The 26,775-nt window shown below is 59.2% G+C and carries 32 protein-coding genes; 20 read left to right on the forward strand and 12 right to left on the reverse strand.

Annotated elements, in window-relative coordinates; translation table 11 throughout:
* The first annotated feature begins 2 nt into the window (after positions 1 to 2).
* Together FFI16_RS18245 and FFI16_RS18250 are read left to right on the forward strand one after the other, a co-directional pair.
* Positions 3 to 443, forward strand: coding sequence for a phage tail protein (locus FFI16_RS18245; RefSeq protein ID WP_138816201.1), 441 nt, complete (start codon positions 3 to 5; stop codon positions 441 to 443).
* Entirely contained in the window at positions 440 to 1,705 is a 1,266-nt protein-coding gene (locus FFI16_RS18250) for a phage late control D family protein (RefSeq protein ID WP_138816202.1), read from the forward strand. Before FFI16_RS18245 ends, FFI16_RS18250 begins: the two co-directional genes overlap by 4 nt.
* A 44-nt stretch (positions 1,706 to 1,749) precedes the next feature.
* On the opposite strand, the gene FFI16_RS18255 is transcribed toward FFI16_RS18250, so the two are convergent.
* The 3 genes from FFI16_RS18255 to FFI16_RS18265 form a co-directional block, all read right to left on the reverse strand.
* Entirely contained in the window at positions 1,750 to 1,914 is a 165-nt protein-coding gene (locus FFI16_RS18255; protein WP_256666272.1) for a hypothetical protein, read from the reverse strand.
* Positions 1,915 to 2,031: 117 nt separating this feature from the next.
* Entirely contained in the window at positions 2,032 to 2,361 is a 330-nt protein-coding gene (locus FFI16_RS18260) for a DUF2511 domain-containing protein (protein ID WP_138816203.1), read from the reverse strand.
* Positions 2,362 to 2,382: 21 nt separating this feature from the next.
* Positions 2,383 to 2,793 (reverse strand): XRE family transcriptional regulator, encoded by a 411-nt coding sequence (locus FFI16_RS18265; protein ID WP_371923609.1) that lies wholly within the window; start codon positions 2,791 to 2,793, stop codon positions 2,383 to 2,385.
* Between the two features lie 21 nt (positions 2,794 to 2,814).
* On the opposite strand from FFI16_RS18265, the gene FFI16_RS18270 reads away from it, so the two are divergent.
* The 10 genes from FFI16_RS18270 (at position 2,815) to FFI16_RS18325 (ending at position 11,088) form a co-directional block, all read left to right on the forward strand.
* Positions 2,815 to 3,015, forward strand: a complete 201-nt coding sequence (locus tag FFI16_RS18270) for a DNA-binding protein (protein ID WP_017477234.1) — start codon at positions 2,815 to 2,817, stop codon at positions 3,013 to 3,015.
* Between the two features lie 29 nt (positions 3,016 to 3,044).
* Positions 3,045 to 3,515, forward strand: coding sequence for a YmfL family putative regulatory protein (locus tag FFI16_RS18275; RefSeq protein ID WP_138816204.1), 471 nt, complete (start codon positions 3,045 to 3,047; stop codon positions 3,513 to 3,515).
* Positions 3,515 to 3,808 (forward strand): ogr/Delta-like zinc finger family protein, encoded by a 294-nt coding sequence (locus tag FFI16_RS18280; RefSeq protein WP_064451414.1) that lies wholly within the window; start codon positions 3,515 to 3,517, stop codon positions 3,806 to 3,808. Before FFI16_RS18275 ends, FFI16_RS18280 begins: the two co-directional genes overlap by 1 nt.
* A complete protein-coding gene (locus tag FFI16_RS18285; RefSeq protein WP_064451413.1) occupies positions 3,805 to 4,179 on the forward strand; it encodes a hypothetical protein in 375 nt (124 codons plus the stop codon). The genes FFI16_RS18280 and FFI16_RS18285 overlap by 4 nt, the downstream gene beginning before the upstream one ends.
* A 70-nt stretch (positions 4,180 to 4,249) precedes the next feature.
* A complete protein-coding gene (locus tag FFI16_RS18290; protein ID WP_138816205.1) occupies positions 4,250 to 4,495 on the forward strand; it encodes a hypothetical protein in 246 nt (81 codons plus the stop codon).
* Positions 4,496 to 4,506: 11 nt separating this feature from the next.
* Positions 4,507 to 7,305 carry a toprim domain-containing protein gene (locus tag FFI16_RS18295; protein WP_178112742.1) on the forward strand — a complete coding sequence of 933 codons (2,799 nt, stop codon included), beginning with the start codon at positions 4,507 to 4,509 and terminating at the stop codon, positions 7,303 to 7,305.
* A gap of 62 nt (positions 7,306 to 7,367) precedes the next feature.
* A complete protein-coding gene (locus FFI16_RS18300; protein WP_138816207.1) occupies positions 7,368 to 7,697 on the forward strand; it encodes a hypothetical protein in 330 nt (109 codons plus the stop codon).
* Positions 7,698 to 7,755: 58 nt separating this feature from the next.
* Positions 7,756 to 8,019, forward strand: a complete 264-nt coding sequence (locus FFI16_RS18305) for a hypothetical protein (RefSeq protein WP_138816208.1) — start codon at positions 7,756 to 7,758, stop codon at positions 8,017 to 8,019.
* A 374-nt stretch (positions 8,020 to 8,393) separates the two neighbouring features.
* The gene (locus tag FFI16_RS18315) at positions 8,394 to 10,385 is read left to right on the forward strand and encodes a DNA cytosine methyltransferase (protein WP_138816210.1); all 1,992 of its coding nucleotides are present in this window, start codon (positions 8,394 to 8,396) and stop codon (positions 10,383 to 10,385) included.
* A gap of 427 nt (positions 10,386 to 10,812) precedes the next feature.
* Entirely contained in the window at positions 10,813 to 11,088 is a 276-nt protein-coding gene (locus FFI16_RS18325) for a pyocin activator PrtN family protein (RefSeq protein ID WP_138816212.1), read from the forward strand.
* Here FFI16_RS18325 and FFI16_RS18330 read toward each other — a convergent pair.
* Positions 11,063 to 12,214, reverse strand: coding sequence for a site-specific integrase (locus FFI16_RS18330; protein WP_138816213.1), 1,152 nt, complete (start codon positions 12,212 to 12,214; stop codon positions 11,063 to 11,065). The two genes, FFI16_RS18325 and FFI16_RS18330, sit on opposite strands and share 26 nt — an antisense overlap.
* A 103-nt stretch (positions 12,215 to 12,317) precedes the next feature.
* Here FFI16_RS18330 and dusA point away from each other — a divergent pair, with 103 nt between their 5' ends.
* The gene (gene dusA, locus FFI16_RS18335) at positions 12,318 to 13,328 is read left to right on the forward strand and encodes a tRNA dihydrouridine(20/20a) synthase DusA (protein WP_138816214.1); all 1,011 of its coding nucleotides are present in this window, start codon (positions 12,318 to 12,320) and stop codon (positions 13,326 to 13,328) included.
* 353 nt (positions 13,329 to 13,681) lie between these two features.
* On the forward strand, positions 13,682 to 14,608 hold the full coding sequence (gene tal, locus FFI16_RS18340; protein WP_138816215.1) for a transaldolase: 927 nt from the start codon (positions 13,682 to 13,684) through the stop codon (positions 14,606 to 14,608).
* A 199-nt stretch (positions 14,609 to 14,807) separates the two neighbouring features.
* Here the strand turns inward: tal and rssC are convergent, their stop codons facing one another.
* Positions 14,808 to 15,290 (reverse strand): anti-sigma factor antagonist RssC, encoded by a 483-nt coding sequence (rssC, locus tag FFI16_RS18345; RefSeq protein ID WP_010212025.1) that lies wholly within the window; start codon positions 15,288 to 15,290, stop codon positions 14,808 to 14,810.
* Positions 15,290 to 16,471 carry a two-component system response regulator RssB gene (rssB, locus tag FFI16_RS18350; protein WP_110624244.1) on the reverse strand — a complete coding sequence of 394 codons (1,182 nt, stop codon included), beginning with the start codon at positions 16,469 to 16,471 and terminating at the stop codon, positions 15,290 to 15,292. The genes rssC and rssB overlap by 1 nt, the downstream gene beginning before the upstream one ends.
* 276 nt (positions 16,472 to 16,747) lie before the next feature.
* Here rssB and FFI16_RS18360 point away from each other — a divergent pair, with 276 nt between their 5' ends.
* Positions 16,748 to 17,044, forward strand: coding sequence for a PilZ domain-containing protein (locus tag FFI16_RS18360; protein WP_138816217.1), 297 nt, complete (start codon positions 16,748 to 16,750; stop codon positions 17,042 to 17,044).
* 62 nt (positions 17,045 to 17,106) lie between these two features.
* Here FFI16_RS18360 and FFI16_RS18365 read toward each other — a convergent pair whose 3' ends face one another.
* Complete coding sequence (locus FFI16_RS18365; protein WP_065929195.1) at positions 17,107 to 17,796, reverse strand: VacJ family lipoprotein; 690 nt, start codon at positions 17,794 to 17,796, stop codon at positions 17,107 to 17,109.
* Positions 17,797 to 17,990: 194 nt separating this feature from the next.
* On the opposite strand from FFI16_RS18365, the gene FFI16_RS18370 reads away from it, so the two are divergent.
* Together FFI16_RS18370 and FFI16_RS18375 are read left to right on the forward strand one after the other, a co-directional pair.
* Positions 17,991 to 18,599: an HAD family phosphatase gene (locus FFI16_RS18370; protein WP_138816218.1), complete on the forward strand. Its 609-nt coding sequence runs from the start codon at positions 17,991 to 17,993 to the stop codon at positions 18,597 to 18,599.
* Positions 18,600 to 18,709: 110 nt separating this feature from the next.
* Positions 18,710 to 18,976 (forward strand): DUF4404 family protein, encoded by a 267-nt coding sequence (locus FFI16_RS18375; RefSeq protein ID WP_017137441.1) that lies wholly within the window; start codon positions 18,710 to 18,712, stop codon positions 18,974 to 18,976.
* Positions 18,977 to 19,112: 136 nt separating this feature from the next.
* On the opposite strand, the gene queF is transcribed toward FFI16_RS18375, so the two are convergent.
* On the reverse strand, positions 19,113 to 19,943 hold the full coding sequence (gene queF, locus FFI16_RS18380) for an NADPH-dependent 7-cyano-7-deazaguanine reductase QueF (protein ID WP_138816219.1): 831 nt from the start codon (positions 19,941 to 19,943) through the stop codon (positions 19,113 to 19,115).
* Between the two features lie 66 nt (positions 19,944 to 20,009).
* Positions 20,010 to 20,531 (reverse strand): plastocyanin/azurin family copper-binding protein, encoded by a 522-nt coding sequence (locus tag FFI16_RS18385; RefSeq protein WP_138816220.1) that lies wholly within the window; start codon positions 20,529 to 20,531, stop codon positions 20,010 to 20,012.
* 156 nt (positions 20,532 to 20,687) lie between these two features.
* Between FFI16_RS18385 and FFI16_RS18390 the strand changes: the two genes are divergently transcribed.
* Entirely contained in the window at positions 20,688 to 21,368 is a 681-nt protein-coding gene (locus FFI16_RS18390; protein WP_138816221.1) for a heavy metal response regulator transcription factor, read from the forward strand.
* On the forward strand, positions 21,365 to 22,720 hold the full coding sequence (locus tag FFI16_RS18395) for a heavy metal sensor histidine kinase (RefSeq protein WP_138817436.1): 1,356 nt from the start codon (positions 21,365 to 21,367) through the stop codon (positions 22,718 to 22,720). The genes FFI16_RS18390 and FFI16_RS18395 overlap by 4 nt, the downstream gene beginning before the upstream one ends.
* 115 nt (positions 22,721 to 22,835) lie before the next feature.
* On the opposite strand, the gene FFI16_RS18400 is transcribed toward FFI16_RS18395, so the two are convergent.
* From FFI16_RS18400 to FFI16_RS18410, 3 genes are read right to left on the reverse strand one after another with little or no spacing between them, the layout of a single operon-like run.
* The gene (locus FFI16_RS18400; protein ID WP_056857275.1) at positions 22,836 to 24,083 is read right to left on the reverse strand and encodes a lipoprotein-releasing ABC transporter permease subunit; all 1,248 of its coding nucleotides are present in this window, start codon (positions 24,081 to 24,083) and stop codon (positions 22,836 to 22,838) included.
* A 60-nt stretch (positions 24,084 to 24,143) separates the two neighbouring features.
* A complete protein-coding gene (gene lolD / locus FFI16_RS18405) occupies positions 24,144 to 24,827 on the reverse strand; it encodes a lipoprotein-releasing ABC transporter ATP-binding protein LolD (RefSeq protein WP_020372695.1) in 684 nt (227 codons plus the stop codon).
* 7 nt (positions 24,828 to 24,834) lie between these two features.
* Positions 24,835 to 26,085 carry a lipoprotein-releasing ABC transporter permease subunit gene (locus tag FFI16_RS18410; RefSeq protein WP_017137435.1) on the reverse strand — a complete coding sequence of 417 codons (1,251 nt, stop codon included), beginning with the start codon at positions 26,083 to 26,085 and terminating at the stop codon, positions 24,835 to 24,837.
* Positions 26,086 to 26,179: 94 nt separating this feature from the next.
* Between FFI16_RS18410 and FFI16_RS18415 the strand changes: the two genes are divergently transcribed.
* Entirely contained in the window at positions 26,180 to 26,758 is a 579-nt protein-coding gene (locus FFI16_RS18415; protein WP_138816222.1) for a PilZ domain-containing protein, read from the forward strand.
* Positions 26,759 to 26,775: the final 17 nt, after the last annotated feature.

Consider the following 26,775-nt stretch of genomic DNA (forward strand, 5'->3'; position numbering starts at 1 on the left):
TCATGATGCTCAGCCTCGGCATGTTCGTGTTCAGCCTATCGACCCTCGCCTACCAGGAACTGCAGCGCCAGACCAACTGGCGCCATGCCAGCAACAGTCGCGTCGGCGCGGCTCCTGCGCTGCAATTTGTTGGCCGTGGCGAGGACACCATCACCCTCCCCGGTCTACTTTTGCCGGAGCTGGCCGGCAGCATTCTCAGCCTGGATGCTCTGCGTTTGATGGCGAACACTGGCAAGGCCTGGCCGATGGTCGAGGGCACCGGGCGGATTTATGGTTTGTGGGTGATCGAAAGCCTGAGCGAGACTAAGACTCTGTTTTTCCGCGACGGCACACCACGACGTATTGAGTTCACCCTGACCCTGAAACGTACAGATGATGACCGTATTGATCTGCTCGGAGCTGCTACCAGCACCGGCCTGAACATTCTGCGGGGGTTGCTGTGATTGATGCCGCGATCTCCAAGGTCACCGGGTTCCTCAAGGATACGGCCGAACGGTTCGTCAGGGACGCAGCTTATCCCGTGCCAGCGTTCCGCCTGATGGTCGACGGCAACGACATCGCCCACCTGGTAAGCCCGCGTTTGATGACCTTGGGGCTGACCGACAATCGTGGCGTGGAGGCCGACCAGCTCACAATCACGCTGAGCGACCACGACGGCCTGTTGTCGATACCACCAAAGGGCGCAGTACTTCGTTTGTGGTTGGGGTGGAGCGACACGGGCCTGGTGGACAAAGGCACCTATACCGTAGACGAAACCGAACACAGCGGTGCCCCTGACGTGCTTAGCATCCGCGCTCGCTCGGCCGACCTGCGCAAGGGCCTGAAAACCAAACGCGAACGTAGCTGGAGCAACACCACGCTCGGCGACGTGCTGGGCGATATCGCCATTGGCAACGGTCTGACGGCCACCATCGCAGGAGCACTTGATGGGTTACCCATTCTGCAGCTCGACCAGGCCAATGAATCAGACGCCAACCTGATCAGCCGCCTGGGCGAAGAGTTCGACGCGGTGGCCAGCGTTAAAGCCGGATGCCTGCTGTGCCTGCCGGCGGGCGGCGGCAAGACCGCCAGCGGCATGAACCTGCCGCACATCACTCTCACTCGTGCCGACGGCGATCAGCACCGCTACCTGCAAGCCGACCGCGACAGCTACGACGGCGTGCGCGCGTATTACTACGACGTGAACAGCGCCAAGAAACAGGAGGCCATTGCCGGCGGCGGCGAGAATCTCAAAGACCTGCGCCATACCTACAGTGACCAGCAATCAGCATTGCGCGCCGCCCGTGCGGAGTTTCGGCGCCTGCAACGCGGTAGCGCCACGCTCAGCTACACCCTGGCTATGGGCCGGCCGGACCTGATCCCAGAGCTGACCTACACGCTCCAGGGCGTGAAGGAGGAAATCGACGAGATCATCTGGTATGGCGGAAACGTGGAGCACAGCTTGACCGCAGACGGCGGCTACACCGTGAGCTTGGATTTGGAAAGCAAATTGCCAGAAGACAATGTAGAGGACTTGGCCGAAGAAAATAAGGGCGATTACACGGGGATCATCGCGTACTACCGCGACCATAAAACCGGGAAGGAAAAGACGGTTACGGCGGGCGATCAGTCGAAGCCGAGGCGATTGCGTTGGCTGTATGCCAGTGAGAAGACCGCCAAGCGAGCGGTGGATCGTGAATGGGCGAAGATGAAGGCTACGGCTTGAGTTCCGGTATCAAATAAAATCCCCCGGACTAACCGGGGGATTTTTTATTCGTCTGGCATTTGGAAAAGAACTTCCGCACAGCGAAGAATACGGTCCTGATTGGCGCTCGAAAGGCGCCGGAACAATGAAACTAATTTCTGTTCCTTCAGATTGAGCACTCCGTCTTCTTGCTCCAGTTGCGATCCCCTTTGCCCTTGTTCATCCAACATGTCGCTATTACTCCTGTCGTCCGTAATATGCATGTGCTCATGCATAAAAAGACCTTACGGACAGATTGGAATATGCAACCGTCAACTAAGGGATTTGCACGGGCGGCTCAAACCACCTTAGGAAGGGCAGAGTTTCATGGCGCGCACGGTGATCTCGCTGTAATCCATTTTGATACCAGGGAAGCGGGCGTCTGGCTTGGTAATAGATTGCCCATCCTGCCAGCCATTCTTTGATGCTCTTGAACGTGCGCTGCCATTCAACGCATAAATCTTCCCATCCTCTGATCTCACCAAAGCAGAAGGTGGGCCTTCCTGACAAAGCAGATCGACCTTTTCGACCGTGAAAGGCCACTTCGCGCCGTACTCGGCCTGACTGACAGACTCGGTTTTTTCGCCAGCAACGGCAGTCATAGCCAGCAAGCTCGGAATTATTAATCCAAAACGCATCGGTTCCTCCTTGGAGTTGATTCATTTCGATTCTGGTTTCGATACCTGGGCCATCGCGAATGCCAGATGCGCAAGCGTGGCACGGTCAGAATCTGACATTTCTCGCATATGACCCAGCACCGTCCCCTCTGTATCGCTCAGGTCAGTGAGATCTGTATCGACTCGCGACCCGGTGAGCACATAACGGACGTCGACACCAAGCGTCTCCAGCCCAGATAAATAGCGCACATCGGGAGAGCTGGACTCCAGCTCATACGCTTTTTGTGTGCCGCGGCTCACCCCTGCAGCGACGCCAAAATCAGTCTGATTTTGGCCCAGACGTTCGCGTTCCTCTCGCAGGCGTTCGCCTACTCCTGGAGATATGAGTATTTTTTTGATCAATATAAGTTGACTTGAACAGAAATCTGCCCAAGAATCCTTGTCGTCGAACACGATTAAACACGGACGAACACTATGCATGCCCTACAGACCCCCGAGCAAGCCCGCGCGGTTCTTGATCGCGAGGGTAAAAGCATTGCCGAATTTAGCCGCCAACATGGCTTGAACAAAAATTTGGTCAGCGACCTGCTGAACGGCCGTAAGAAAGGCCGTCGCGGTGAAGCGCATCGAGCAGCTGTATTGCTCGGTATCAAAGACGGCCAGATCACAAACTAGGGCCTCTGGCTCCAAGGGGAAACCAGAAAATGAAACGCCCAGTTCTAGACAGCAGAAAGAGCGTTGTCATGGCAGTCATCGGCGCCTATCCAGGTGGCCGGGAATATGCCTCGGCCGACCTCGGCATGCCGTTAAAGAAGTTCGACAACCAAGCCTACGAGAATGCTGGCAGTCGCCCGTTGGCTGACGAACACATCCACCGGCTTGAGCAAGTCGCTGGCACTACGTTCCTAGCCGACTACATCGCATCAATGTACGGCGGCATGTTCGTGCCGTTGTGCCTGCCAGAAACTCTGGACAACGTGGAGTTGTACAGCCGCTCGCTTAAGGCATCGGCCAAGCGGGGCAAGGTCGATCAGATCATGGCTGCCGCGCTGGACGACGGGATCATTGAAAAACGTGAAGCCGACGCGATTGTTTCCGCCCTTATCACGTACATGTCTGCCCGTTACGCCGAGGTATTCGCGACTATCCAGCTCTACAGCCAGGGAGCTGTCTAGTGAGTACTTATAAACTGGTCTGCCCCCACTGCCACGGCCGTATGCGCATCCGCACCAGCGAAGGCCAACACATTTTTCTACGTATCACCTACATGCAATGCACCAACGAGGCCTGCGGCTGGGCGGTGCGTGCTGAATTTCAAATGACCCACGAACTGAGCCCCAGCGGCATGCCAAACCCGGCTGTACAGCTGCCGGTAGCTGACGTGGTCATTCGTCGCCAGGCAATGAAAACCGCCAACGATCAGCCCGATCTGTTGGACCAGTTGGAAATGGAGGCCACAACCGTATGAAAGCCATCACCCTGACTACCAACCCCGCCAGCGATTACCGTGCGGCAATGCAACAAGCTGCGGTGGCTTACCTCTACCGTCATCGATGCGAGCATCTTGCCGGTGACACTCAGTTGCTCGACAACTGCGTACGCTACCTGACGCTCTCACTTGAAGTCCCTCAGCACCTGGTGCATCGCATTGCTGAACTGGCGGTGGCCGAGTTCGAAAGCATGACCTGCAAGCGTGTGGCCTGGCTGGGCATTCATCCCACCAGCGGCCCCTTCCGCCCGGTGATCTTGTTGCTCGACAACTGCACCCAACAGCGACATCCCGTTTCAGCACGCTTGCTCCCCACACGCTTGCTGCTGACTCGCAACCTCCCGCACTAATCCAAAACCCTCCCTGTTTGATGCCCGCACCGCGTGGGTAGGGGAAATTTGCAACTTACTGGTGGCCGAAATGAGCAAAATCACCATAAAACTGGAGCTGGACGAACAACAGGCACAGCACTACCTGTTGTGGTTGACCAGTCAGTACGAAGTCACGATGGCTGATATTTGGTACTCCGACCGCTACCGGAATGTGCCAACTGGTCAGCGGGCGCCAAAGGTGCTTGAGGACTTGCCCTATCTGGCAGGCATCTGCAAGACGCGCAGCGAGCTGAAAAAACAGCTCGTTGTTACGGTCGCGGAGCATGTGCAGTGATTCGCAAGCCCATGGAAGACAAGATCCGCGCTGACGTGCTTCAGCGCCTGGAGTCTGATTACGGCCTTCAGCACATGAAAGGCACGCACTACATGCGCAAGGGCACCTGCCCGCAGTGCAATCAGAAACGTTTGTTTTCGCGCCACGATGAACCCTGGTTCATCCGCTGTGGCCGCGAGAAAAATTGCCGGTACATGGCTCCCACCAAAGAGCTGTACCCGGACCTGTTCGACGACTGGAGCAAGCGTGCACCGGCCACCCGTGACGAGCCTGCCGCCAGCGCAAAAGCGTACCTGACGTTTGCCCGAGGTTTCCGCGTTGAGCTGATAGAGGGCTGGTACACCCAGGAAAGCTACTTTGATCGCGACCTGAATATTGGCTCTGCCACCGTGCGCTTTCCCCTGGAGCACGGTGGGTACTGGGAGCGCTTGATTGATCAACCGTCGCGGTTCGGTAAGAAGAAGGCCCGCTTCCAACCCCTCCAGAGCTACAGGGGGCATTGGTGGTGCCCGCCTTGCCTGGATCTGATTGAAGTGGAAGAGCTGTGGATCGTTGAAGGCATCTTCGACGCCATCGCGCTCATTCAAAACGGTATCTCTGCCGTTGCCGCCCTTTCCTCAAATGCCTTTCCAGAGGAATCACTGAAGGCTCTGATCACCGCTCGCGGCGGCAAAACTCCCAAGTTGGTTTGGGCTCTGGACAACGAGCCAGGCGCTCACAAGTACACACGCATGTGGGTCAGCCGTGCCCGTGAACTTGGCTACGCCTGCGACGCAGCCCAGATATCACAGCCTGACGCCCGCAAGGTTGACTGGAACGATCTGCATCAACGCTGGGCATTTATCGACGATGAAAAAGTCCGTGCTGATCGCATAGAAACGGACCTGAAAGAAGCCCGCCACCAGGGTGCCCTACTGATCGCAGAAAGTGCCAGCGATAAGGCGTTGCTGATGTACCAGTGGCGGGAACGGGAGGAATTTCACTTCTGTTTCGACTCCCGCTTGTACTGGTGGAAATTGGACCTGGCGAAATACAACAGCGCAAAACAGGCCCTCGAAAAGAGCGACGGCCACGAAGCCCAAACACTCAGCGAAAAGCAGCTTCGGGAAAAGGCGCTGAACGTCGCCGGCTGCGTCGTCGAGATCGCCAACTGTTACCCCAAAGCCCTCTATTTCCAGCGCAACGAGATTACTGACGAGTCCTGGTACTTCTTCCGCGTGGACTTCCCTCACGACGGCGGTTCCGTGAAAAACACCTTCACCGGCGGCCAGGTCGCCGCCGCTAGTGAATTCAAAAAAAGACTTCTCGGCATGGGTGCCGGAGCCGTGTTCACCGGCAGTGGACAGCAATTGGACAAACTCATGAAAGACCAGCTTTTTGGCATCAAGACCGTTCAGACCATCGACTACGTGGGCTACAGCAAGGAATACCACTGCTACGTGTTCAACGACGTCGCCATCCGCGAAGGCCAGGTGATCCACATCAACGAGGAAGAGTTTTTTGAGATGGGCAAGTTGAAGCTCAAGACTCTGCAGAAGGGTGTGAAGATCGATCTGGAAAAGGATGGCAAAAAATACGATGACCAGTGGCTAGGACTTTTGTGGCAGTGCTTCGGTGCCCAAGGCATCGTGGCGTTGACCTTCTGGTTTGGCTCGCTGTTCGCCGAACAGATCCGCAGCCGGTATCAGTCGTTTCCTTTCCTTGAAGCCACAGGTGAGGCCGGCGCCGGCAAGACCACGCTGCTAACTCTGCTGTGGAAACTTGCAGGCCGCGACGGATACGAAGGGTTCGACCCGTCCAAATCCACCAAGGCCGGCCGCAGCCGCTTGATGGGCCAAGTATCCGGCATGCCCATCGTGCTGCTGGAATCAGACCGCAGCGGCGACGACAAGGCTCACGCCAAAACCTTCGAATGGGACGAACTCAAGGATTACTACGGCGGCGGCACCCTGGCGACCAAGGGTGTAAAAACCGCCGGTAACGAAACCTACGAACCACCGTTTCGCGGCACCATCGCCATCAGCCAGAACGCCCCTGTGGTGGCGTCAGAGGCGATCATGACCCGGATCGTAAAGCTGCACTTTGTGCGACCGAACGTCACCGCTGAAAGCCGTGCGGCGGCAGATCGGCTCAATGCGCTGGAAGGTTCGAGACTCAGCAACTTTGTGTTGCAGGCCGTGCGTAAAGAGCTGGAGGTGATGGAGCTGTTCAGCCAGCGGATAGCGGGCTACGAGGCGAAGTTACGCAATCTGCACTCCCACTGCTTTGCCTGCGATACCCCATTTAAAGACGAGCACAGCGAATGTAGCCATTGCGGCAACAAGCTGCGCGGCTACATCCGTGTGGAGCGGATCAACAAGAACCACGCCCAAATGCTCACCCTGCTGGACTGCCTGTGCATGGTGGTGCCGCTCACCGACGCACAGGTCGAGCATACCCGCTCGCAGATCATCCGCATGGCAATCGAGCGCCAGGCCTCGATCAGCTCCGACCATCCGGTGGTGGCTGAATTCTGGGAAGTTTACGAATACCTGGAAGGCCTCGACGCCGATGGCCCGGTGGTCAACCACAGTAAGAAAGACCATGTCATCGCCATCAACCTCAACGACTTCGTGAAATGCGCTGCAGAAAACCGGCAAAAAATCGCCGAGGTCAGCGAGCTGCGCGAGCGCCTGAAAGACTCCCGCTCGCGGAAGCTGCTTGACGTCAACAAGGCGACCGACAGCGCTGTACGGGCTCACCAGGCTAGTAAAACCAACGCGGTAATAACCAAGCAACCCATCGTCAAGTGCTGGCACTTCCAGGCCTGACACATCAACAGCTTTACCCGTCAGGCGCTGCAACGTCTGTCACAACCCAAAGGAGAAGCACCATGCAGGTACAGGTCATCACCGGCGACGGCCAACAGGGGGAGACCAACCGCCTTCGGCACCTGAAGGAGCTGAAGGAGCTGAAGGAGCTGAAGGCCTGGTTTAACGAGTCGGGGAAAATTGTTCACGCCGAAGCCTACGACCCGGCCGGCCTGGTCGCGATCCTTGAGGTCCGCGCGGTGAGCGACAAAGAAATCCTGGTGCTTGAGTGCAGCCGGGAACAGATCCAGGCAGTCCTGGAATGGCAATCAGCAACGGATGAGGTTGTTGAGTTTGAAAACCTGCTGCTGCACCTGGTGCGGAAGCAAAACCCAACCGGCGAAAGCCAGTAAGAAGGTGGTGCCGAGGGGCTGCAACCCCTCGACACCGACCACCCAAAGGAGAAGCACCATGCAAGTGAATCAACCCAAAGGCGGCACCGAAGAGGCTACCACAACACCGCTGGCAATCGGCGACACGGTCAACTACGTCGCAATGAGCAGTGGATATCGGGAATTCCGTCTCAGCGCTCGTACCGGCGTGATCGAAGCGATTGATGGTTGCGTTGCCACCTTGCGCACCGCGACCGGTCGCAGCATCACAACACCGCTCGACAAGCTGATGCCGTTCGGCGAACCCAATCCACTGACGCGCATGCTTATGGGAGGGCAGTGATCATGGCCGACTTGATCGACGGCGCAGTTGAGATCCTGCCAAGCGAGTACGAAACCGCCCGAGTCACAAAACTCAAGATGATTGAGGTGGCGAATGCCTAAGCACGCCAGTCCGGAACGCGAGAGGCCGACGATGGCAAGCCACCGGCTCGACCTTCCGAGCCGCTGCGACATCTGCGGCAATGCACGCTCCACCCGAAAGCACCAGGCCTGTAGCCGTATCCGCCAGCAGCACAAATCAGCGGAGTGGGCGGAGTTCATGGCCGAGCGTGCAGCGGTCAAACAAAACAAACCGCGTCGATACGCTCACTGATAACCAACACAGGCGGGGTCCGGGGAGCTGCAACTCCCCCACCGCTTGAAAGGAGAAGCACCATGCTCAAACGCACCCTCACCCACTTCCATCTCTGCTGCGGCCTCGGTAGCGGCGCCGCTGGTTTCAGCGACTCCAAACCAGTATTGGGCCCAGTGCAAGCTGAATGGCGCTGCCTGGGTGGTGTCGACGTCGACCCGGCCGGCTTGCGCGACTTCCAGATGATGACCGGTGTACCTGGCACGCTGATGGATCTTTTCACACGGGAACAATACACAGCCTTCCACGGCCAGCAGCCGCCCGCCGGTTGGATAGAGGCCACCGCCGAGGATCTGCGCCGCGCCGCCGGCAATGAAGACCCGGATGCAGTGTTTATCAGCAGCCCCTGCAAAGGGGCCTCGGGACTCCTGTCCGAGACGATGAGCCAGACGCCCAAATATCGAGCGCTCAATGAGCTGACGTTGCGCTGTGTGTGGTTGATGTGCGAAGCCTGGAAGCACAACCCGGTGAAGTTGATCGTGTTCGAGAACGTGCCGCGCCTGGCTACCCGTGGCCGCTACCTGCTGGACCAGATCACCAAGCTGCTCCGCCACTACGGCTACGCGGTGGCGGAAACTACCCACGACTGTGGCGAAATCGGCGGACTGGCACAGAGCCGAAAGCGTTTCTTGTTGGTGGCCAGGCACGTCGAGCAGGTCCCAGCGTTCCTGTATGAACCTGAAAAACGCAGCCTCCGCGCCGTCGGTGACGTGCTGAGCCGCATGCCGTTGGCCGGCGACATCGATCAGGCGGGGCCGATGCACCGGGTGCCGGCGTTGCAGTGGAAAACGTGGGTACGCCTGGCCCTGGTGGAGGCAGGGAAGGATTGGCGCAGCCTAAGCCGGTTTGCGATCGAGGACGGTCACCTGCGCGACTTTGTGATCGTGCCGGAATATCACAACGGCGTACTCGGGGTTGTTGATTGGGACGATACAGCCGGCGTGGTTGCAGGTGCGAGCCGGCCTATGAATGGCAAGTTTTCCGTGGCGGATCCACGTCCGACCAGCAAATTCGAATACACCCAATACGGCGTGCTGCCCTACAACCGCCATTGCGGCGTAGTCACCGGCCAACGCAGCCCAGGGCAAGGTACGTTCAGCGTTGCAGACCCGCGCATGAGCGGCGAGCGGCATAACAATGTATTCCGGGTGGTCCGCAACGACCAAGCCGCCGGCACCGTCACCGCAGGGCACGGCCCCAGCTCCGGCGGGCAGGCCGTGGCCGACCCTCGACAACCGTCCAAGGGCTTTGGCAAGTACCTGGTCACCGACTACAGCAAGCCGGCCGGCACCGTCATCGCCGGCAGCACCACCGGGCAAGGCGCTTTCGCTGTAGCAGATCCGGCCTACAAAAACTGGCACCCGAACGCCAGCACCCAAAAGCTGCGGATCACACCCTGGTGCGAGAGCGCCAAGACCGTGACCGGTTCACAGCAGGTTGCCAGCGGGGCTTTATCGATCGCAGATCCGCGCCCAGGCATGTCGCGCTCCAAGGGCGATGCGTATCTGACCGGCGGACATTATGGAGTGGTCGACTACAACACGCCGGCCGGTGCCGTGTCCGCTAGCGCCTGTCACGACAACGGCCGGTGGTCGGTAGCTGATCAGCGCATGCCGGCGCCCAATGACCGGTTGACCTGCATGATCACCAGCCTCGACGGGACCTGGCACCGCCCATTCACCACCCTGGAGCTGGCCGCGCTGCAATCTCTGTTTGATCCAGAGGACCACTGGTCCAAGGATCCACAGACCGCACACGAAATCCAGGTGATGCAGCGGGTGCGCAAGATCGAACAGGCGGGGGTCTTCCGGCTGGACGGCATCAACGACGGCCACCACAGGGAGCGAATCGGCAACGCAGTGCCGCGCGCGGCGGCAAGGGCGATGGCGGATGTGTTCGGCATGACGCTGCTGCTTTCCGAGGCTGGAGAGACGTTCATGCTTAGCAATGTGTCGATTTGGGTGCAGCCGGTGGCTATTGCGTTGAGCTTGGCTCAGCAGAAGGTTGGCGTATGACCGTATTTCTTCTGCTTTACCTGTGCGCGGATGCAACTCGGACGAATTGCAACGTGGTAAGGGCTGATAGCTGGAAAGGGGCTGACGCCTACGAGCAGTGCACCATCGTCGTCCCAGGCCTGACCGAATCTCTGACTGCGCCCAACCGAGAGCGGCATCGGTTCGTTTGCGAGGTCCAGGGCGACGTAGCGAAACCGACAGAACACAAGGCTCAGCCTGCGCTCATTCATCAATCGATTCGGATGTAAAAAGGAGAACCGCTATGCGCTCTGTGATAACCAAAGCAATCTCCATCGGTTTTCTCGCCGGCATCGGCTTTATGGCGTCGCAGGATCTGTGGTGGATGGTCACTGGATGGGTAGGACTGTGCCGTGGCTAAAAATCGCGAACTGCAGCAAGCGTTGGCTCGACCAAACTGGGAGGTCGCATGAACACAGCCTTCATTCTCATGGCTCAATACGATGGCCAGGCGATTATCTCGTTGGAGCTGGTGTGCCGGGACTACTTCACGCACCTGACGCCGGAGATGTTCCAGCGAAAGGTGATGAGCGGGCAGATCAAGCTGCCCATTACCCGACTGGAGCCGAGCCAGAAGTCAGCCAAGGGGATCCACCTCACCGACCTGGCCGCGTACCTGGACCTGCAGCGCGCGGCCGCGGTTAAAGAGCACAATCAGCTCAACGGGTTAAAACACGTCGTTTGAGCCACTTCATTGATGCGGCGCCCAGTTGGACGGGCGCCCTCAATATCTTTTCGTGCCACTCCCACCCCAAATATCGGTCACCCTTTCCACGCAGGTGCGTGTACCGCCGCATCGAATTCCAATCTCTGTGGCCGGAAACACTCGCCACGCGCGGTATATCCCAGTCCATCTCAAATAACCGGCTGATACCTTCATGGCGAAGGTCGTGGAAGTGCAGATCAGCGATCGCCAGGAACTTGCAGGCTTTCGTCCAGGACGTAGAGATAGATTCAGGGCTGTAAGGGAAGATATCGTCGCCGGCCTTTGGCATTGTCTGGAGGATGTGCCACGCCTCGTCCGGCAGGTAACACCACACATCGTTGCCGATCTTCTGGCCGGGGTTTTTCATGTCGCGCACCAGCACTCGCTGACCGGGTTCATCGACGTCGGACCAGCGAATACGGGTAATTTCATCCAGCCGGCGCGTGGAGAACAGGGCAAAACCCACGACTTTGAGCATATTGATGACCGTCGGGCGCCTCGCCTGCATGGCTTGGTAGTGCGTCAGCACCTTTCCCAACTCGTCCAAAGTAGGCCGGCGGTCACGCTCCCGGCTTTTCAGGTTGTAACCCAGCTTGCGCAGCACGCGCCTGGCGCCGCCCATGGCGAGCGGATCAACCTGGTAACCCCATGCGTCTTTGGCAATCGCGAGAACTGCGCCGAGGTGCGCCAGGTCATTACCAGCGGTTTGTGGCTGAACACCACCGCCCTCGGCACTCATCCGCCAGAGGGCGAAATCGACCAGGCACTGCGTATTGATGTCCGTGTCGGTCAATTCGCCCAGGTACGTCTCACCGATAGCATTCAGCGTGGCACGCTTGGTCTTGCCCAGCGGCCGGGCTTTCTCGACTTCGATCAGGTAGCGATCGGTCATCTCTTTTAGTGTGGCGCCTTTGCGGCTCGCGCGCTCGATCGCACCTGGCTCGTCCAGCTCCGATTCGCGCTTGCGCGCCCAGGCCTGGGCGGCCTGTTTTCGGGCGAAGGTCTGGCTCTCTTGGTAGACTTGCACTCCGTCGCGCTTGATGCGGATTTGAGCCGTGTAGCTCACCGTTCCATCTGCCAGTTTTCTTGCCCTGATAGTCGCCATATAGAAAGTGGTACGCGTCAGTTTTCGAGTGGTACATCGTACCACCGAGGCTGTAAAAACGCCGGAAAACGCCCAAAAACACGCCCAGAACACGTTGAGTAAAATGCTAGATAAACAGAGCTTTAGCCCAGCAGAATCAAGCCCCGCACTGTCTCGGCGCTTTAGCGTTGCCCCCATGATGGATTGGACCGACCGCCACTGCCGGTTCTTCCTGCGCCTGCTCTCCAAGCACGCCCTGCTCTACACCGAGATGGTCACCACTGGCGCAATCCTCCACGGCGACCACGAGCGCTTCCTGCGCCACAACGAAGCCGAGCACCCACTTGCGCTGCAGTTGGGCGGCAGCGTCCCCGCTGACCTCGCTGCCTGCGCGCGCATGGCTGAAGCTGCCGGTTACGACGAAGTGAACTTGAACGTCGGCTGCCCGAGTGATCGGGTGCAGAACAATATGATCGGCGCGATCTTGATGGCGCACCCGGCGTTGGTGGCGGAGTGCGTGAAAGCGATGCGGGATGCGGTGTCGATTCCGGTGACGGTGAAGCATCGTATCGGGATTAATGGGCGGGACAGTTATGCCGAGTTGTGTGATTTTGTTGGCACGGTGAGGGATGCGGGGTGTACGAGTTTTACGGTGCATGCGCGGATTGCGATTCTGGAGGGGTTGTCGCCGAAGGAGAATCGGGATATTCCGCCGTTGCGGTATGACGTGGCGGCGCAGTTGAAGCAGGATTTCCCGGAGTTGGAGATTGTGTTGAATGGCGGGATCAAGACGCTGGAGCAGTGCCAGGCGCATTTGCAGGTGTTTGATGGGGTGATGTTGGGGCGGGAGGCTTATCACAATCCGTATGTGTTGGCGCAGGTGGATCAGCAGTTGTTTGGCAGTGCGGCGCCGGTGGTGAGTCGGGCGCAGGTGTTGGCGCAGTTGCGGCCTTATATTGCCGAGCATTTGGCCAGTGGTGGGGCGATGCATCACATTACTCGGCATGTGTTGGGGTTGGGGACCGGGTTTCCGGGGGCTCGTCGGTTCAGGCAGTTGTTGTCGGTGGATATTCATAAGGCGAGTGATCCGTTGGCGTTGTTGGATCAGGCTGGGGAGTTGTTGGAGGGGCGGTGAGGGGTTGGGTGTCAGTGGGTTGATTTGGAGGCTGATAGGCCGCTTTCGCGAGCAAGCCCGCTCCCACAGTTGGATTGGTGTCTGTCTGGAAGCTGGTGGTGGCTTTGTGGCCGCTATCGCAGGCAAGCCAGCTCCCACATTTTGAGATGAGTGCATCCGACATGATCTGAGTGGTCATGGGGTAGTTGGGTTGAACCTGTCGGGGGTTTTGGTCTCCTATTTAGCAGTATGGCCGGTGATTCAAACGGCTGTTTTCAGGTTGTTGCCCGCGCAAACGACCGAATGTATTTGCGCCCTTGAGCGCTTGTCGGCGCTCGGGTAATGTCATCAGACCCACAGGACAGAGCACGCCCATGACTTCCAAGCTGGAACAACTCAAGCAATTCACCACTGTCGTAGCCGATACCGGCGATTTTTCTACCCTCGCCAAGCTCAAGCCACAAGACGCCACTACCAACCCTTCCCTGCTGCTCAAGGCGGCGTCGATTCCAGGCTATGCCAAGCTGCTGGATGAGTGCGTTAAGGACTGCAACGGTGACGTGGGCCTGGCCAGCGACCGTTTTGCGGTGGCGGTGGGTCAAGAGATTCTCAAAGTCGTGCCGGGGCGTATTTCCACTGAGGTGGATGCGCGTTTGTCGTTCGACGAGGCCGCGATTCTCAAGCGTGCGCACCGTCTGATCGACCTGTACGACAAAGCCGGCGTAGGCCGTGACCGCGTGCTGATCAAGATCGCCTCCACCTGGGAAGGCATCCGCGCGGCGGAGAAGCTGGAAAAAGAAGGCATTCAGACCAACCTGACGCTGTTGTTTTCGTTTGCCCAGGCTGTGGCCTGCGCCGAAGCCGGTGTGTTCCTGATTTCGCCGTTCGTGGGTCGTATCTACGACTGGTACAAGAAGGCCAACGGTAACGACTACACCGGCGCTGAAGACCCAGGCGTTGTGTCGGTAACGCGCATCTACAACTACTACAAGGCCAATGGCTACAAAACCGTAGTGATGGGTGCGAGCTTCCGTAACCTCAGCCAGATCGAAGAGCTGGCCGGCTGTGATCGCCTGACCATCAGCCCGGACCTGCTGGAGAAGCTGGCGGCCGATGAAGGCAAGCTGGAGCGCAAACTGTCGCCAGGGCATGCCGGTGAAGCGCGGGTGCATTTGACTGAAGCGCAGTTCCGTTGGGAGTCCAACGAGGATGCGATGGCGACTGAGAAGCTGGCGGAGGGGATTCGTCAGTTTGCTCGGGACCAGGAGAAGCTGGAGGCGTTGTTGACTGCCAAGCTGTAAGGCAGGCAGGGACAAAAAGGGCGGCACCTGTGAGGGTGCCGCCCTTTTTTGTGTTTGCTGATCTCAAGCCAGTCACAGTTCTAACTGTGGGAGCTGGCTTGCCTGCGATAGCGGTGGGTCAGCAATGAATAGGTGGCTGACATACCGCTATCGCAGGCAAGCCAGCTCCCACATTTGGATTGGGTTTCAGGTCTGGGGCCTAGTGGCGCTCCAGCGCGTTGACCAGGTCGTGAAAGGCTTCGCGGTTGGACTCGTTCAGGCCCATCAGGATCTTGTGCGCTTCCAGCACTTTGACCCGTACAATTTCTTCGGACTGGTCTTGCGAAGGCAGGTCGGTCAGGCATTCCGGGCACGGGATCGGGCGGTCAACGATGTTGAACACTTGATCGAAGCCCATGGACTGCAACAGCCGAGTGATGTCTTCGTGGGTGGTGACGACGGTCGGCAACAGGCCGACCTTCTGCCGAGACAGAATGGACAACTTGGCCAAAAGGCCCAGGGTGGTGCTATCGATGCTGCGGGTTTCGGTCAGATCGATCACGATCGCTGAGAAGTTCAGCGCGGTAAAGATCCGCTCAATCGTCGCATCCAGCGCCGAACACAAGGTCAGGCGCACTTCACCGACAAACTTCAGGACGAAGGTCCCGTCTTGCTCGGCGAATTGGATTCTTCCGGTACTCATCAAAGATTCCTGCTCAACACCAATAGGGCGATATCATCCGGCATCTCCCCTAGCGTGGCCAATCCAAAAACCTGCCGCAGGCCATCCAGGCTGCCGCCCGCCGACTTGACCTTTTGGGGCAAGGCGGCTTCTTTCTCTTTGAGTGTAGGCTCTGGAAGAAGGTCCAGTATGCCGTCGGACATCAGCGTAAGGCTGAACGTCGGCGGCAGTTCCAGGATGTGGTCTTCGTAGGTGGCTTCGTTAAACAAGCCCACCGGCAGACCACGGCCTTCCAGGTAACGCACACTGTCGGGAGTGTATAAAACCGGCATCGGCAGGTGACCGCCGATGCTGTAGGTCAAAAGACCGGTTTCTTCATCAATAACGCCGCCAACCATCGTCACGTGCTTGCCCAGCTTGCAGCTGATCAGGCCTCTGTTGATGTGGCCCAGCACCTCGGAGGGGGTGAACTCCGGCAAGGTGCCATTGCGCTTGGATTCGAACAGCAGCCGTGTGGTCATGAACTTCAACAACACGGTAACAAAAGCAGAAGATGCGCCGTGGCCGGATACGTCGGCCAGGTAGAACGCCACACGTCGCTCATCGACGCGGAAGTAGTCGACGAAATCACCCGACAGGTACAGCGACGGGATGATCTGGTGCGCAAACTTGAATTCGTCGATGGTCCACGGGCTCACCGGCAGCATGTTCATCTGCACCTGGCGACCGGCGTTCTGGTCTTCCTGGAGCAAATTGAGGCTGGCTTCGAGTTCGCGGTTGGCGGTTTCGAGCTTTTCGCGGTAGCGCTGGTTTTCCAGCAGCAGGCGAGCACGGTCCAGCGCGCGGCGCACCGAGTGCTCCAGCACCGCCAGGTCTTCCAGGGGTTTGATCAGGTAGTCGGCGGCGCCCAGGCGCAGGGCCTCGACAGCATCGTTCATCACGCCGGCACCGGACACAACAATCACTGGCGTCTGCGGCGCACGCTCGGTTACCTGGCGAATCAGCTCCAGGCCGCCCATTTGGGGCATGCGCAGGTCGCAGATCACGAGGTCGGGCTTGTCGCGCTCGAACACCTGGAGACCCTGTTGGCCATTACTGGCCTGCAGGACGCTGAAGCCACTGTCTTCCAAATAGGCCGCGAGGCTCGCGCGCACTACTTCGTCGTCATCGATTATCAGCAGCGTGGCACTGGTTTTTTGCATGTGGGCAAACGGCGCCAGAATTAGGTTGGCGTAGGCGGCTCGGCAATGGCCGGGCTCACGTACTGGATTCGCTTTCTAGCCTCTCTGTCCTACAAAGTACCGGGATTTCTCCCATGCACAACGGTAAAGCAGAGGTGCCCTTCTAAGGCGCAGACGGTACTCCCATCCGTCAGGGGTTTCAAGCTCATGCCGATGGTCGCCGGGCGTCTTTACACCGCAAATCACCGGGAGTTATAAGAACAGTCACCACCACAACACAAAGTAAGGATGGAACCCGTGAGCGAACATGAGCGCGGCTACGACGAAAAACGCGATTTCATCCGCATGCGCGTGGATGCCGATGTGGCGCTGATCCACGCAGGGCAAGAGATTGCCGGGGTTTGCGTGGACCTTTCCAGCTCCGGCATGCAGGTTGAAGCACCGCGCCAGTTTCAGGTGGGGGACCAACTGACCGTGCGCATCGATTCGGAGCATGCCGCCCTCGCCGGCCTGGAAGCAGACACCCAGGTGGTGTGGGCCAAAAGCGACGGCGAGCGCCAGCACCTGGGCCTCAAGATCTTGAAAATGCACTGAAAAACGCACATAAAAAAGGCGACCTATAGAGGTCGCCTTTTTTCATTTCAAAACGTCACGGCTTAAAAGTCGTCGACGACCTTGCCGTCTTTTACCTTGAACTCACGGTTCTGCAGGTAAGCATTACGGATAAAGGTGTACTTGTCGCCAGTGATCAGCTTCTCGCTGTCGAGCAGGCTGGCACGGGTATCAACGATATTCAGGCCGAAGGTGCTGTTGCGCCAGCCGATGTCGTTCATGTAGCGGTAAGGTTGGGTGTAGCTGTCGACGTATTTGGACGGCGCATCACGCAGGGTGCTTGGGCCCAGCAGCGGCAGCATCACGTAAGGACCGCTGCCTACGCCCCAGTAGCCGAGGGTCTGGCCGAAGTCTTCATCGCTGCGTTGCAGCCCCATTTTGGTGCCGACATCAACAAAGCCGAGCACGCCGAAGGTGGTGTTCATCAACAGGCGCGCGGTGTCTACACCGGCGGCGTGCGGCTTGAGCTGCAGCACGTTGTTGGCCAGGTTGCCGACATCGCCGATGTTGCGGAAGAAGTTGTGGATGCCGTCTTGCACAAATTGCGGGGTTACAAATTGATAACCCTGGGCAATCGGCTTGAGCGCGTAGGTATCAACGGTGTCGTTGAAGGTGAAGATCGGGCGGTTGACGCTTTCCCATGGATCGTCTTCCGACGCAGCCTGGGCCGCGAACGGGGCGAGCAGGATGGTTGCACACACAGATAGCTGAGCGAAGTACTGGCTCCAGCGCATAGCTTTGGCTCCTTGAATGGTCTGTCATGGGCGCTATGCCCTGAATAAGACCGTCAGTATATGACGGTTGGGTGGATTTAGGCAGTAACGAGGAATCGACATACGCAAAATGCACAAAATTCCTACAAACAAGTTAAGTGTCATCCGCTTGTCATGCAGCCCGGATAGCGTCGTATTATTTCAGGGAAGTCGAAATGCCTCACGCCGAAATTGCCGTCGCCAGCGCCCCCACCTTGACTGCCGTGCTGTTTGGCCTGAGTGGCTGCCTGGTGGATTTTGGTTCCCAGGCCCGCACCGACTCGCCCTGCCCCGACTCCCAGGCCACACCCGGCGCGCTGAAGATTCTGCGCAGCCTCAAGGACCAGGGCGTGCCCTGCGCCTGGCTGGATGAACTGCCCGCTTCTATCACCACGCCGCTGGCGGCAGCCCTGCCCGCCTGGCTTAAAGCCACGCCACCCTCCGCGATCCGCTGGCCCGCGCCGCACGCGTGCTGGCAAGCCCTGATGGAACTGAATATCCAACGCCTCGAAGGCTGTGTGCTGGTCAGCGGCGAGCCGCGCTTGCTGCAGTCGGGCCTGAATGCCGGGCTGTGGACCATCGGCCTGGCGTCCTGCGGCTCGTTGTGCGGCCTGTCACCGGAACAATGGCAGGCGCTGACCGAGCAGCAACGCGAGCACAAGCGCGGCAAAGCCACGGTGGCGCTGTATGGGCTGGGCGTGCATTCGGTGATCGATCATCTTGGCGAGCTGGGTACGTGCCTGGCGGATATCAGCCTGCGCCAGCTTAAAGGCGAGAAGCCCTGATAGAGATCATGCACTCAAGGCGCCGGTGGATTAATCTACAGGTCAGCCCGTAGACCTTTCACGGCGTGCCGCGGTCTATGCCAGTGCCTATCGATAAAAGGAAGAACGTCATGCCTGACCGCATAAAGCTTGAAGAACAGGTCAACATCCTGCGCGGGCAGTTGGAACAGCAACCGCCGCTGTCGGAAGAAAAACGTGAAGCGCTGGAAGCCTTGATTGCCAAGTTCGAATTACAACTCGAACTTGAACCGGCCACCCAAACACCCAGTATTTCCGACGATGTGAATCAAGCAGCCATAGAGTTCGATGCTGAACACCCGGTCATTTCCGGGACATTGCGCAATATCATGATCACCTTGGGCAATATGGGGATCTAATACGATCCTACGCCCAACACAGAACCAACTGTGGGAGCTGGCTTGCCTGCGATGACGGTGTATCAGTCACCCGATGTATGACTGATGGGCCCCTATCGCAGGCAAGCCAGCTCCCACATTTAGTTTTAGGTGATGCTTACTGACGGGCCAGGCGCACGTTATGGAACTGCACATCTTCCGTGCTGCGATACGGGTTGATATCCAACCCGCCGCGCCGCACATAGCGTGCATACACCGTCAACTTCTCGGGCTTGAGCAACCGCTGCAAGTCCAGAAAGATGCGCTCCACGCACTGCTCATGAAAGTCCGAGTGCTGGCGGAAGCTCACGATATATTCCAGCAAACTGGCGTGATCCAGCGCGTGGCCACGGTACTCCACCACCACGCTGCCCCAATCCGGCTGGCTGGTGACCGGGCAGTTGGATTTGAGCAGGTGGCTGTGCACGCTCTCCTCGACGATGCGCGAGTCGTCGCAACGCAGCAGTTCCGGGCGCGGGTGCTCGTAGTTGCTGACGCTGATGTCCAGGTCGTCGATGCACGCGCCCGGCAACGCCATCACGCCTTCAGCCTCAACCTCGGCCAGGCTGCGGATGCGCACACTCACAGGCAGGCCGGCGGCGGCGCTGAGGTCGGTGCGCAAGGTGGCTTCCAGGCTTTGCGTATCGGCAAACGCGGTCTGGTTCAGCGAGTTGAGGTACAACTTGAAAGACTTGGACTCGATGATGTTCGGCGACTCGGCCGGGATGCTGAATTCACCGATGGCCACCACCGGCTTGCCCGATGGCAGCAGCCACGACAGTTCGAAGCAGTTCCAGAAATCCACGCCCTTATAAGGCAGGGTTTCGGCAGTCAGGCCCAGCTCGGCCCATTTGGCGGCGCGAGGGATCGGGAACAGCAACGAAGGCGTGTAGGTAGAGATGTATTCACTGGACTTGCCCAGCGGCGAATGTTCGGCTGCGGGATGCATGGCGGAAACCTGGCTAAATAAACCGCGCCAGTCTACCAGCCTTTGCTCCCGCCCTTAAGAATCGCCTCACTCAACGGTCAGCTTGCCGACCATGCCCGCCTGATAATGCCCCGGAATGTTGCAGGCAAACTCAAGACCGGTGGCCTTGGTGAAGGTCCAGGTCAGCTCGGCGGTCTTGCCTGGCTCCACCAGCACGCTGTTGGGGTCATCATGCTTCATGCCGCCCATATCGCCATGCCCCATGGCGGCGTGGTCCATCTTGCCCATGCCGGTGGCCGTGAGCATGCCGCTGGCTTGCATCTTGAGCATTTCTTTCTGGTGTTCGGCGTGCATCGCTACATCGCCCAGGTTGAATTCGTGCAGTAACTGGCCTTTGTTGACCAGCACAAAGCGCACGGTCTCACCGGCTTTTACATCCAGAGCCTTGGGTGAAAAGGCAATGTCCTGCAGGGTGACTTCCACGGTGCGCGTGGCTTTATCGGCCGGTGCCGGGTGGCCAAACGCGTAGGTGTGGGCCTCATCGGCCATTGCATTAACGCTTAGCGCCAACAAACAGCCCGCCAATAACAGTGGTGTACGCAACGCCATGACGCTTCTCCAAAAAAGTGTGTCCAGCTTGCTCAGCACTTTAAGATGGCCCTGCTGCCAGCCAGCTGACTGCTAGATTACAACTTTGTCAGGTTACGCCCTTACGCTGACCCCCACGGTATAAAGCCCATCGTCACCTGTTGCCACGAGTTGCCCATGAAACTGCTGATCGTTGAAGACCAACCGAAAACCGGCCATTACCTGCGCCAAGGCTTGGCCGAGGCAGGTTTTACCACTGAGCTGGTAGCTGACGGCACCACTGGCCAGCACCTGGCGCTGACCGGCGACTACGACCTGTTGATCCTCGATGTGATGTTGCCCGGCCGCGATGGCTGGCAGATTCTGCAAGCTGTGCGCAGTGCCGGCCTGGAAATCCCGGTGTTGTTCCTCACCGCCCGCGATGCGGTGGAAGACCGCGTGCATGGCCTGGAACTGGGCGCCGACGATTATCTGGTCAAGCCTTTCGCTTTTTCCGAACTGCTGGCGCGGGTGCGCAGCCTGTTGCGCCGTGGCAGCAGCACACCGCAGGAAACCGCGCTGCAACTGGCCGACCTGCGCCTGGACCTGATCCGCCGCCGCGTCGAGCGCGACGGCCAGCGCATCGACCTCACCGCCAAGGAATTCGCATTGCTCGAACTGCTGCTGCGCCGCCAGGGCGAAGTGCTGCCCAAGAGCCTGATTGCCTCTCAGGTGTGGGACATGAACTTCGACAGCGACACTAATATCATCGAAGTGGCGATCCGCCGCCTGCGCCTTAAAGTCGATGACAACTTCCCCACCAAGCTGATCCACACTGTGCGCGGCATGGGCTATGTACTGGAGGAGCGGTGCAATTGATCCCGCGCCTGTCCCTGGCCAGCCGTCTGGCCCTGTTATTTGCTGGCTGTACGGCGGTGGTCTCGCTCATCGCCGGGGTAGTGTTCAACCACGCCAGCGAAGCGCACTTTATCGAACTGGACCAGCAGCAACTCGACGGCAAACTGATCGCGCTGCGCAGCACCTTGCAGGGTGTCGACTCACTGGCGTCCTTTACTCAACGAGAAGCGCAACTGCGTACCGAACTCAGCCGCCAGCCGGACCTCGCCCTGCGCATCAGCGCGGCCGGCCAACGCTGGTTTGATGGCGCGCCGAGCGTCATGCTGCCTGCGGCACCCGGCCTGCACAGCCTGCAAAACGCGGGCACCGACTACCGTGTGTACAACGCGCCGTTGCTGGCGGGCCAACCCGGCTCGCCGCAACTGTCGCTGATCCTCGACATCACGCACCACCAGCACTTTTTGCAACGCATGCAACGGTTGATCTGGCTCACGGTCGGCTTGTCCGCCCTGGCCACCGCGCTGCTGGGTGCATGGGCGGCGCGCAGCGGGCTGCGGCCGTTGCGGCGCATGAGCGAAGTGGCAGCCGGTGTGTCGGCGCATTCCCTGACCCAACGCTTGCCCCAGGCGCAAATGCCGGTGGAGCTGGCCGAACTCGCCCAGGCGTTTAACGCGATGCTGGGGCGGCTCGACGATTCGTTCCAGCGTTTGTCGGCCTTCTCTGCCGACATCGCCCATGAGCTGCGCACGCCGCTGTCGAACCTGCTGACCCAAACCCAGGTGATCCTCACCCAGCCACGCCCGCTGGAGGACTACCGCGAGACGCTGCACAGCAACCTGGAGGAGTTGCAGTGGATGGCGCAGTTGGTGAATGACATGTTGTACCTGGCCAAAGCCGACCATGGCCTGCTGATGCCCAAGCGCGAAGCGCTGGCGCTGCAGGATGAAGTGGAGGCGTTGCTGGAGTTTTTTGCGCTGTTGGCCGAAGACGCGCAGGTCAAGCTGGTGTGCGAGGGCACGGCTCGAACGGCGGGCGATCGCGGCATGTTGCGCCGGGCCTTGTCGAACTTGCTGGATAACGCGCTGCGGTTTACCCCGGTGGGTGGCGAGGTGCGGGTGCGGATAATGGAGAGCGCGCAGGCTGTGACGCTGACTGTCGCCAATACCGGGGAAGGTATCCCTGCGGCTTTGTTACCTAAATTGTTTGATCGGTTCTATCGCGCAGACCCGGCGCGCCGTGAAGGCAGCAGCGAGCATGCGGGGCTGGGGTTGGCGATTACCCAGTCGATTGTGCGGGCGCATGGCGGGAGGATTTATTGTGAGTCTGAAGCCGGGTGGACCAGGTTTGTGATTGAGTTGCCCAAGGGGGATTGATGCAAGCTGGGCCGGCCTCTTCGCGAGCAAGCCCGCTCCCACATTTGATCGCGTACATTCTTTGGAATGCGGTCGAATGTGGGAGCGGGCTTGCTCGCGAAAGCGATCTTAAGCGCTATGAATACCTGAGGGCATGCGCCGGCTCAATCTTCGCCGCCCGATACGCCGGGTAAATCGTCGCCATAAAGCTCAACACAAACCCGGCCGTGCAAATCAGCAGCACATCGCCGCCTTGCAGCTCGGAAGGCAGGTTGCTGACGAAGTACACGTCCGAACTGAAGATATGCTGCCCGGTCACGCGCTCCAGCCAGCCCACCAGTTCACTCACGTTCAGCGCCGCAATCACACCCAGCACGCCGCCAATCAAGGTGCCGACAATACCAATCACCGTGCCCTGCACCATGAAGATCGCCATGATCTGCCGTGGCGTGGCGCCGATGGTGCGCAAAATCGCGATGTCCGCGCCTTTGTCGTTCACCACCATGATCAGCGTGGCGATGATGTTGAACGCAGCGACGGCAACGATCATCAGCAACAGCAGGCCGATCATGGTCTTTTCCATCTTCATGGCGCTGAACAGGCTGCCCTGGGTGTGGGTCCAGTCATCCGGCTTGTAGTCGGCGCCCAGGCTCGCGGCAATGTCGGCCGAAACCTTGGGTGCTGCGTACAAATCCTTCACCGCCAGGCGCACGCTTTGTACCTGGTTTGGCTGCCAATGCTGGATCTCGGCGGCGTCGGCCATGTTGATCAGGGCCATGGAGCCATCCAGCTCGGCGCCGACCTTGAAGATACCGACCACGTTCAGGCGCTGCATGCGCGGGGTGATGCCACCCGGTGCGGCCGTGCTGATTTCCGGCACGATCAGGGTCAGTTTGTCGCCGACGTTCAGGCGAAAGCGCCGTGCGGTGATGTCGCCGATTACTACGCCGAACTCGCCGGCCTTCAGGTCTTCGAGTTTGCCGCGCACGATATGCTGGGCCACGATCGACACCTTGCCTTCCTGGGCCGGGTCAACGCCGCTGATCTCGATCGGCTGCATCGCGCCCTTGTAGGAGAACATGCCGTCCATCTGTGTGAACGGCACCGCGGCCGTGACCTCGGGGTTCTTCAACGCGGCGGCGGCCACGGGCTGCCAGTTATCAATCGGGTTCACACCGACAATGGTGGCGTGGGGCACCATGCCGAGAATGCGCGTGCTCATTTCACGCTGGAAGCCGTTCATTACTGACAACACCACGATCATTGCCAGCACGCCCAAGGCGAGGCCGATCATCGAGGTCATCGAGATAAACGAGACAAAACGGTTGCGGCGCTTGGCGCGGGTATAGCGCGTGCCGATAAAAATCGATAACGGTCTGAACATTCGCGGGCACCGTTTAAAAAAATGAAAAAGCCCGGCTCAAAAAGCCAGGCTTGAAACGGGTCAGATGGCGACCAGATGACCTTCCTGCAGGTGCAACACGCGGTCCATCTGGCGGGCCATGCTCATGTCATGGGTCACCACCAGGAACGCGGTGCGCATCTGGGTGCTCAGCTCCAGCATTAAGTCCTTGATGCCTTGCGCCGTGTGGGAGTCGAGGTTGCCGGTCGGCTCGTCGAGCATCACCAGGCCGGGGTTGTTCACCAGGGCACGGGCAATTGCCACACGCTGGCGCTCGCCGCCGGACAGCTCAGCCGGTTTGTGCTCCAGACGATGGCCGAGGCCAACACGCTCCAGCAATGCCTTGGCGCGCTGACGGGCTTCCGGGATCGCGGTCTTGCCGATCAACAGCGGCATGCACACGTTTTCCAGCGCGGTGAATTCCGGCAGCAGGTGGTGGAACTGGTACACAAAACCGAGCGAACGGTTGCGCAGTTGGCCACGGGCTTTTTCACCGAGTGCCGACAGTTCTTCACCGGCCAGCCACACGCTGCCCTCGGAAGGTGTATCCAGGCCGCCCAACAGGTTGAGCAAGGTACTTTTGCCGGAACCGGAACTGCCGACGATCGCCACGCGCTCGCCCGGGTGCAGTTCAAGTTGCAGGTTGGACAACACCACTACTGATTCCGGGCCTTCCTCGTAGGATTTGCCCAGGTTGCGGCAGCTCAAGATAGCTTTTTCACTCATGCCCGATTCACTCATAACGTAAGGCCTGTGCTGGCTGGGTGCGTGCCGCGCGCCAGGCTGGGTACAGGGTGGCAAGGAAACTCAATAGCAACGCGGCGCCGCCCACCATCAACACGTCCTGGGCCTGAACCTGGGACGGCAAGTAGTCGATGAAGTAGACGTCAGCGTTGAGAAACTTGTGGCCAATGACTTTTTCCAGCGCGGCGATGGCGGCGCTGACGTTCAGCGCGGCCAGGATGCCGACGGCGGTGCCGATCAAGGTGCCGACCACGCCGATCACGGTGCCTTGCACCATGAAGATGGCCATGATCTGCCCCGGCGTGGCGCCAAGGGTGCGCAGGATGGCGATGTCGCCCTTCTTGTCATTCACCACCATCACCAGGGTGGAGATGATGTTGAAGGCGGCAACCGCGACGATCAGCAGCAACAGCAGGCCGATCATGGCTTTTTCCATGCGGATGGCCTGATACAGGTTGCCGTGGGTGCGGGTCCAGTCGCGGGCGTAGTACTGCGAGTCGCCCAGGTGCTGGGCGATTTCCCAGGCGCCGCGCGGGGCATCAAACAGGTCGTTGAACTTGAGGCGCAGGCCCTGCACCTGATCCGGCTGCCAGCGATGCAGGCGCGCCAGGTCGGTAAGGTTGGTGAGGCCCAGGTAGCCGTCGATTTCGCCGGCGCCGACGTGGAAGGTGCCGACCACGGTAAAGCGCTTCATGCGCGGGAACATGCCGGCTGGGGTGACGGTGACTTCCGGCGCGACGAAGGTCAGCTTGTCGCCGATGCCCACGCCGAGCTTGGCTGCGGCCTTGTCGCCGATCACGATGCCGAAACTGCCGGGCGCCAAGTCGTCGAGTTTGCCCTGCAACATGAACTTGTCGATGATCGACACGTTACGTTCCTGGGCCGGGTCGACGCCATTGAGCAGGATCTTCTGCACCTTGCCGTCGTTGGTCAGCAGCCCCTGCATCTGGGTAAACGGCGCAACGGCCACTACCTTGGGGTTCTGCTTGACCTTGGCGGCCAGGCTTTGCCAGTCGTTGATGGGCTCATCGGACTCGATGGTCGCGTGGGGCACCATGCCCAGCACGCGGGTGCGCATCTCATGATCGAAGCCGTTCATTACCGACAGCACCACGATCATCACGACCACGCCCAAGGCGAGCCCGATCATCGAGGTCAGGGAAATGAACGACACAAAATGATTGCGGCGCTTTGCACGGGTATAACGCGTGCCGATAAATACGAAGAGAGGTCTGAACATGTCGGGGCTTGTTCGGAGGAAAAGAAGACGTCCCGGTGGCGGGGTCAGGTAAGCAGCTTTACACTCAGACCATTACCGCTACTTTGGGTTCGCCATGTCGACATTAGATGAAGAAGAACGCCGCGAATACTACCGTATCGACGACATGATCGCACTGCAAATCAGCACACTGTCTGCCCCGGAAGCGGCGAGCAAGGAAGTGTTGCTGGATGATTCCCCGCTGTTCAATCTGCTCAGCGAACTGCACCTCAGCGAATTCGAAGCCCAGCACCTGCTGCGCCAGATCAGCGAGAAAGATCGCAGCTTGGCGGCCTTCCTCAAAGTCCAGAACAAACGCCTGGACCTGCTCAGCCAGATCATGGCCCGTGGCCTGCTGGATGAGGTGGGTGCGCCGCAGCCAGTGATCATCTCCGAAGGCGGCATCGACTTCCAACACCCCACGCCCCTGGCGCCCGGCGCGCATCTGGCGGTCAAGCTGGTGCTGATGCCCCAGGCGCTCGGCCTGTTGCTGCGCGCACGCGTGACGCATTGCGACCCCAAGGGCGATGGTTTTGACGTGGGTACGGAGTTCGAATCCATGACCGACGCCCAGCGCCAGTTGCTGGCGCGCTATATCCTGCAGAAACAGGCCCAGGAACGCCGTCTGGCGCGGGAACAAAGCGACGACCTCTGAATACGTATTGACTACGC

The sequence above is a fragment of the Pseudomonas sp. KBS0710 genome (assembly GCF_005938045.2).
Taxonomy (GTDB): domain Bacteria; phylum Pseudomonadota; class Gammaproteobacteria; order Pseudomonadales; family Pseudomonadaceae; genus Aquipseudomonas.

Coding starts and splice junctions, on each gene's coding strand:
- FFI16_RS18245 (WP_138816201.1), top strand. CDS start 3: ATGATGCTCAGCCTCGGCATGTTCGTGTTCAGCCTATCGACCCTCGCC.
- FFI16_RS18255 (WP_256666272.1), bottom strand. CDS start 1,914: ATGTTGGATGAACAAGGGCAAAGGGGATCGCAACTGGAGCAAGAAGAC.
- FFI16_RS18260 (WP_138816203.1), bottom strand. CDS start 2,361: ATGCGTTTTGGATTAATAATTCCGAGCTTGCTGGCTATGACTGCCGTT.
- FFI16_RS18270 (WP_017477234.1), top strand. CDS start 2,815: ATGCATGCCCTACAGACCCCCGAGCAAGCCCGCGCGGTTCTTGATCGC.
- FFI16_RS18275 (WP_138816204.1), top strand. CDS start 3,045: ATGAAACGCCCAGTTCTAGACAGCAGAAAGAGCGTTGTCATGGCAGTC.
- FFI16_RS18285 (WP_064451413.1), top strand. CDS start 3,805: ATGAAAGCCATCACCCTGACTACCAACCCCGCCAGCGATTACCGTGCG.
- FFI16_RS18290 (WP_138816205.1), top strand. CDS start 4,250: ATGAGCAAAATCACCATAAAACTGGAGCTGGACGAACAACAGGCACAG.
- FFI16_RS18295 (WP_178112742.1), top strand. CDS start 4,507: ATGGAAGACAAGATCCGCGCTGACGTGCTTCAGCGCCTGGAGTCTGAT.
- FFI16_RS18300 (WP_138816207.1), top strand. CDS start 7,368: ATGCAGGTACAGGTCATCACCGGCGACGGCCAACAGGGGGAGACCAAC.
- FFI16_RS18305 (WP_138816208.1), top strand. CDS start 7,756: ATGCAAGTGAATCAACCCAAAGGCGGCACCGAAGAGGCTACCACAACA.
- FFI16_RS18315 (WP_138816210.1), top strand. CDS start 8,394: ATGCTCAAACGCACCCTCACCCACTTCCATCTCTGCTGCGGCCTCGGT.
- FFI16_RS18325 (WP_138816212.1), top strand. CDS start 10,813: ATGAACACAGCCTTCATTCTCATGGCTCAATACGATGGCCAGGCGATT.
- FFI16_RS18330 (WP_138816213.1), bottom strand. CDS start 12,214: ATGGCGACTATCAGGGCAAGAAAACTGGCAGATGGAACGGTGAGCTAC.
- dusA (WP_138816214.1), top strand. CDS start 12,318: ATGCTAGATAAACAGAGCTTTAGCCCAGCAGAATCAAGCCCCGCACTG.
- tal (WP_138816215.1), top strand. CDS start 13,682: ATGACTTCCAAGCTGGAACAACTCAAGCAATTCACCACTGTCGTAGCC.
- rssC (WP_010212025.1), bottom strand. CDS start 15,290: ATGAGTACCGGAAGAATCCAATTCGCCGAGCAAGACGGGACCTTCGTC.
- rssB (WP_110624244.1), bottom strand. CDS start 16,471: ATGCAAAAAACCAGTGCCACGCTGCTGATAATCGATGACGACGAAGTA.
- FFI16_RS18365 (WP_065929195.1), bottom strand. CDS start 17,796: ATGCGCTGGAGCCAGTACTTCGCTCAGCTATCTGTGTGTGCAACCATC.
- FFI16_RS18370 (WP_138816218.1), top strand. CDS start 17,991: ATGCCTCACGCCGAAATTGCCGTCGCCAGCGCCCCCACCTTGACTGCC.
- FFI16_RS18375 (WP_017137441.1), top strand. CDS start 18,710: ATGCCTGACCGCATAAAGCTTGAAGAACAGGTCAACATCCTGCGCGGG.
- queF (WP_138816219.1), bottom strand. CDS start 19,943: ATGCATCCCGCAGCCGAACATTCGCCGCTGGGCAAGTCCAGTGAATAC.
- FFI16_RS18385 (WP_138816220.1), bottom strand. CDS start 20,531: ATGGCGTTGCGTACACCACTGTTATTGGCGGGCTGTTTGTTGGCGCTA.
- FFI16_RS18390 (WP_138816221.1), top strand. CDS start 20,688: ATGAAACTGCTGATCGTTGAAGACCAACCGAAAACCGGCCATTACCTG.
- FFI16_RS18400 (WP_056857275.1), bottom strand. CDS start 24,083: ATGTTCAGACCGTTATCGATTTTTATCGGCACGCGCTATACCCGCGCC.
- lolD (WP_020372695.1), bottom strand. CDS start 24,827: ATGAGTGAAAAAGCTATCTTGAGCTGCCGCAACCTGGGCAAATCCTAC.
- FFI16_RS18410 (WP_017137435.1), bottom strand. CDS start 26,085: ATGTTCAGACCTCTCTTCGTATTTATCGGCACGCGTTATACCCGTGCA.
- FFI16_RS18415 (WP_138816222.1), top strand. CDS start 26,180: ATGTCGACATTAGATGAAGAAGAACGCCGCGAATACTACCGTATCGAC.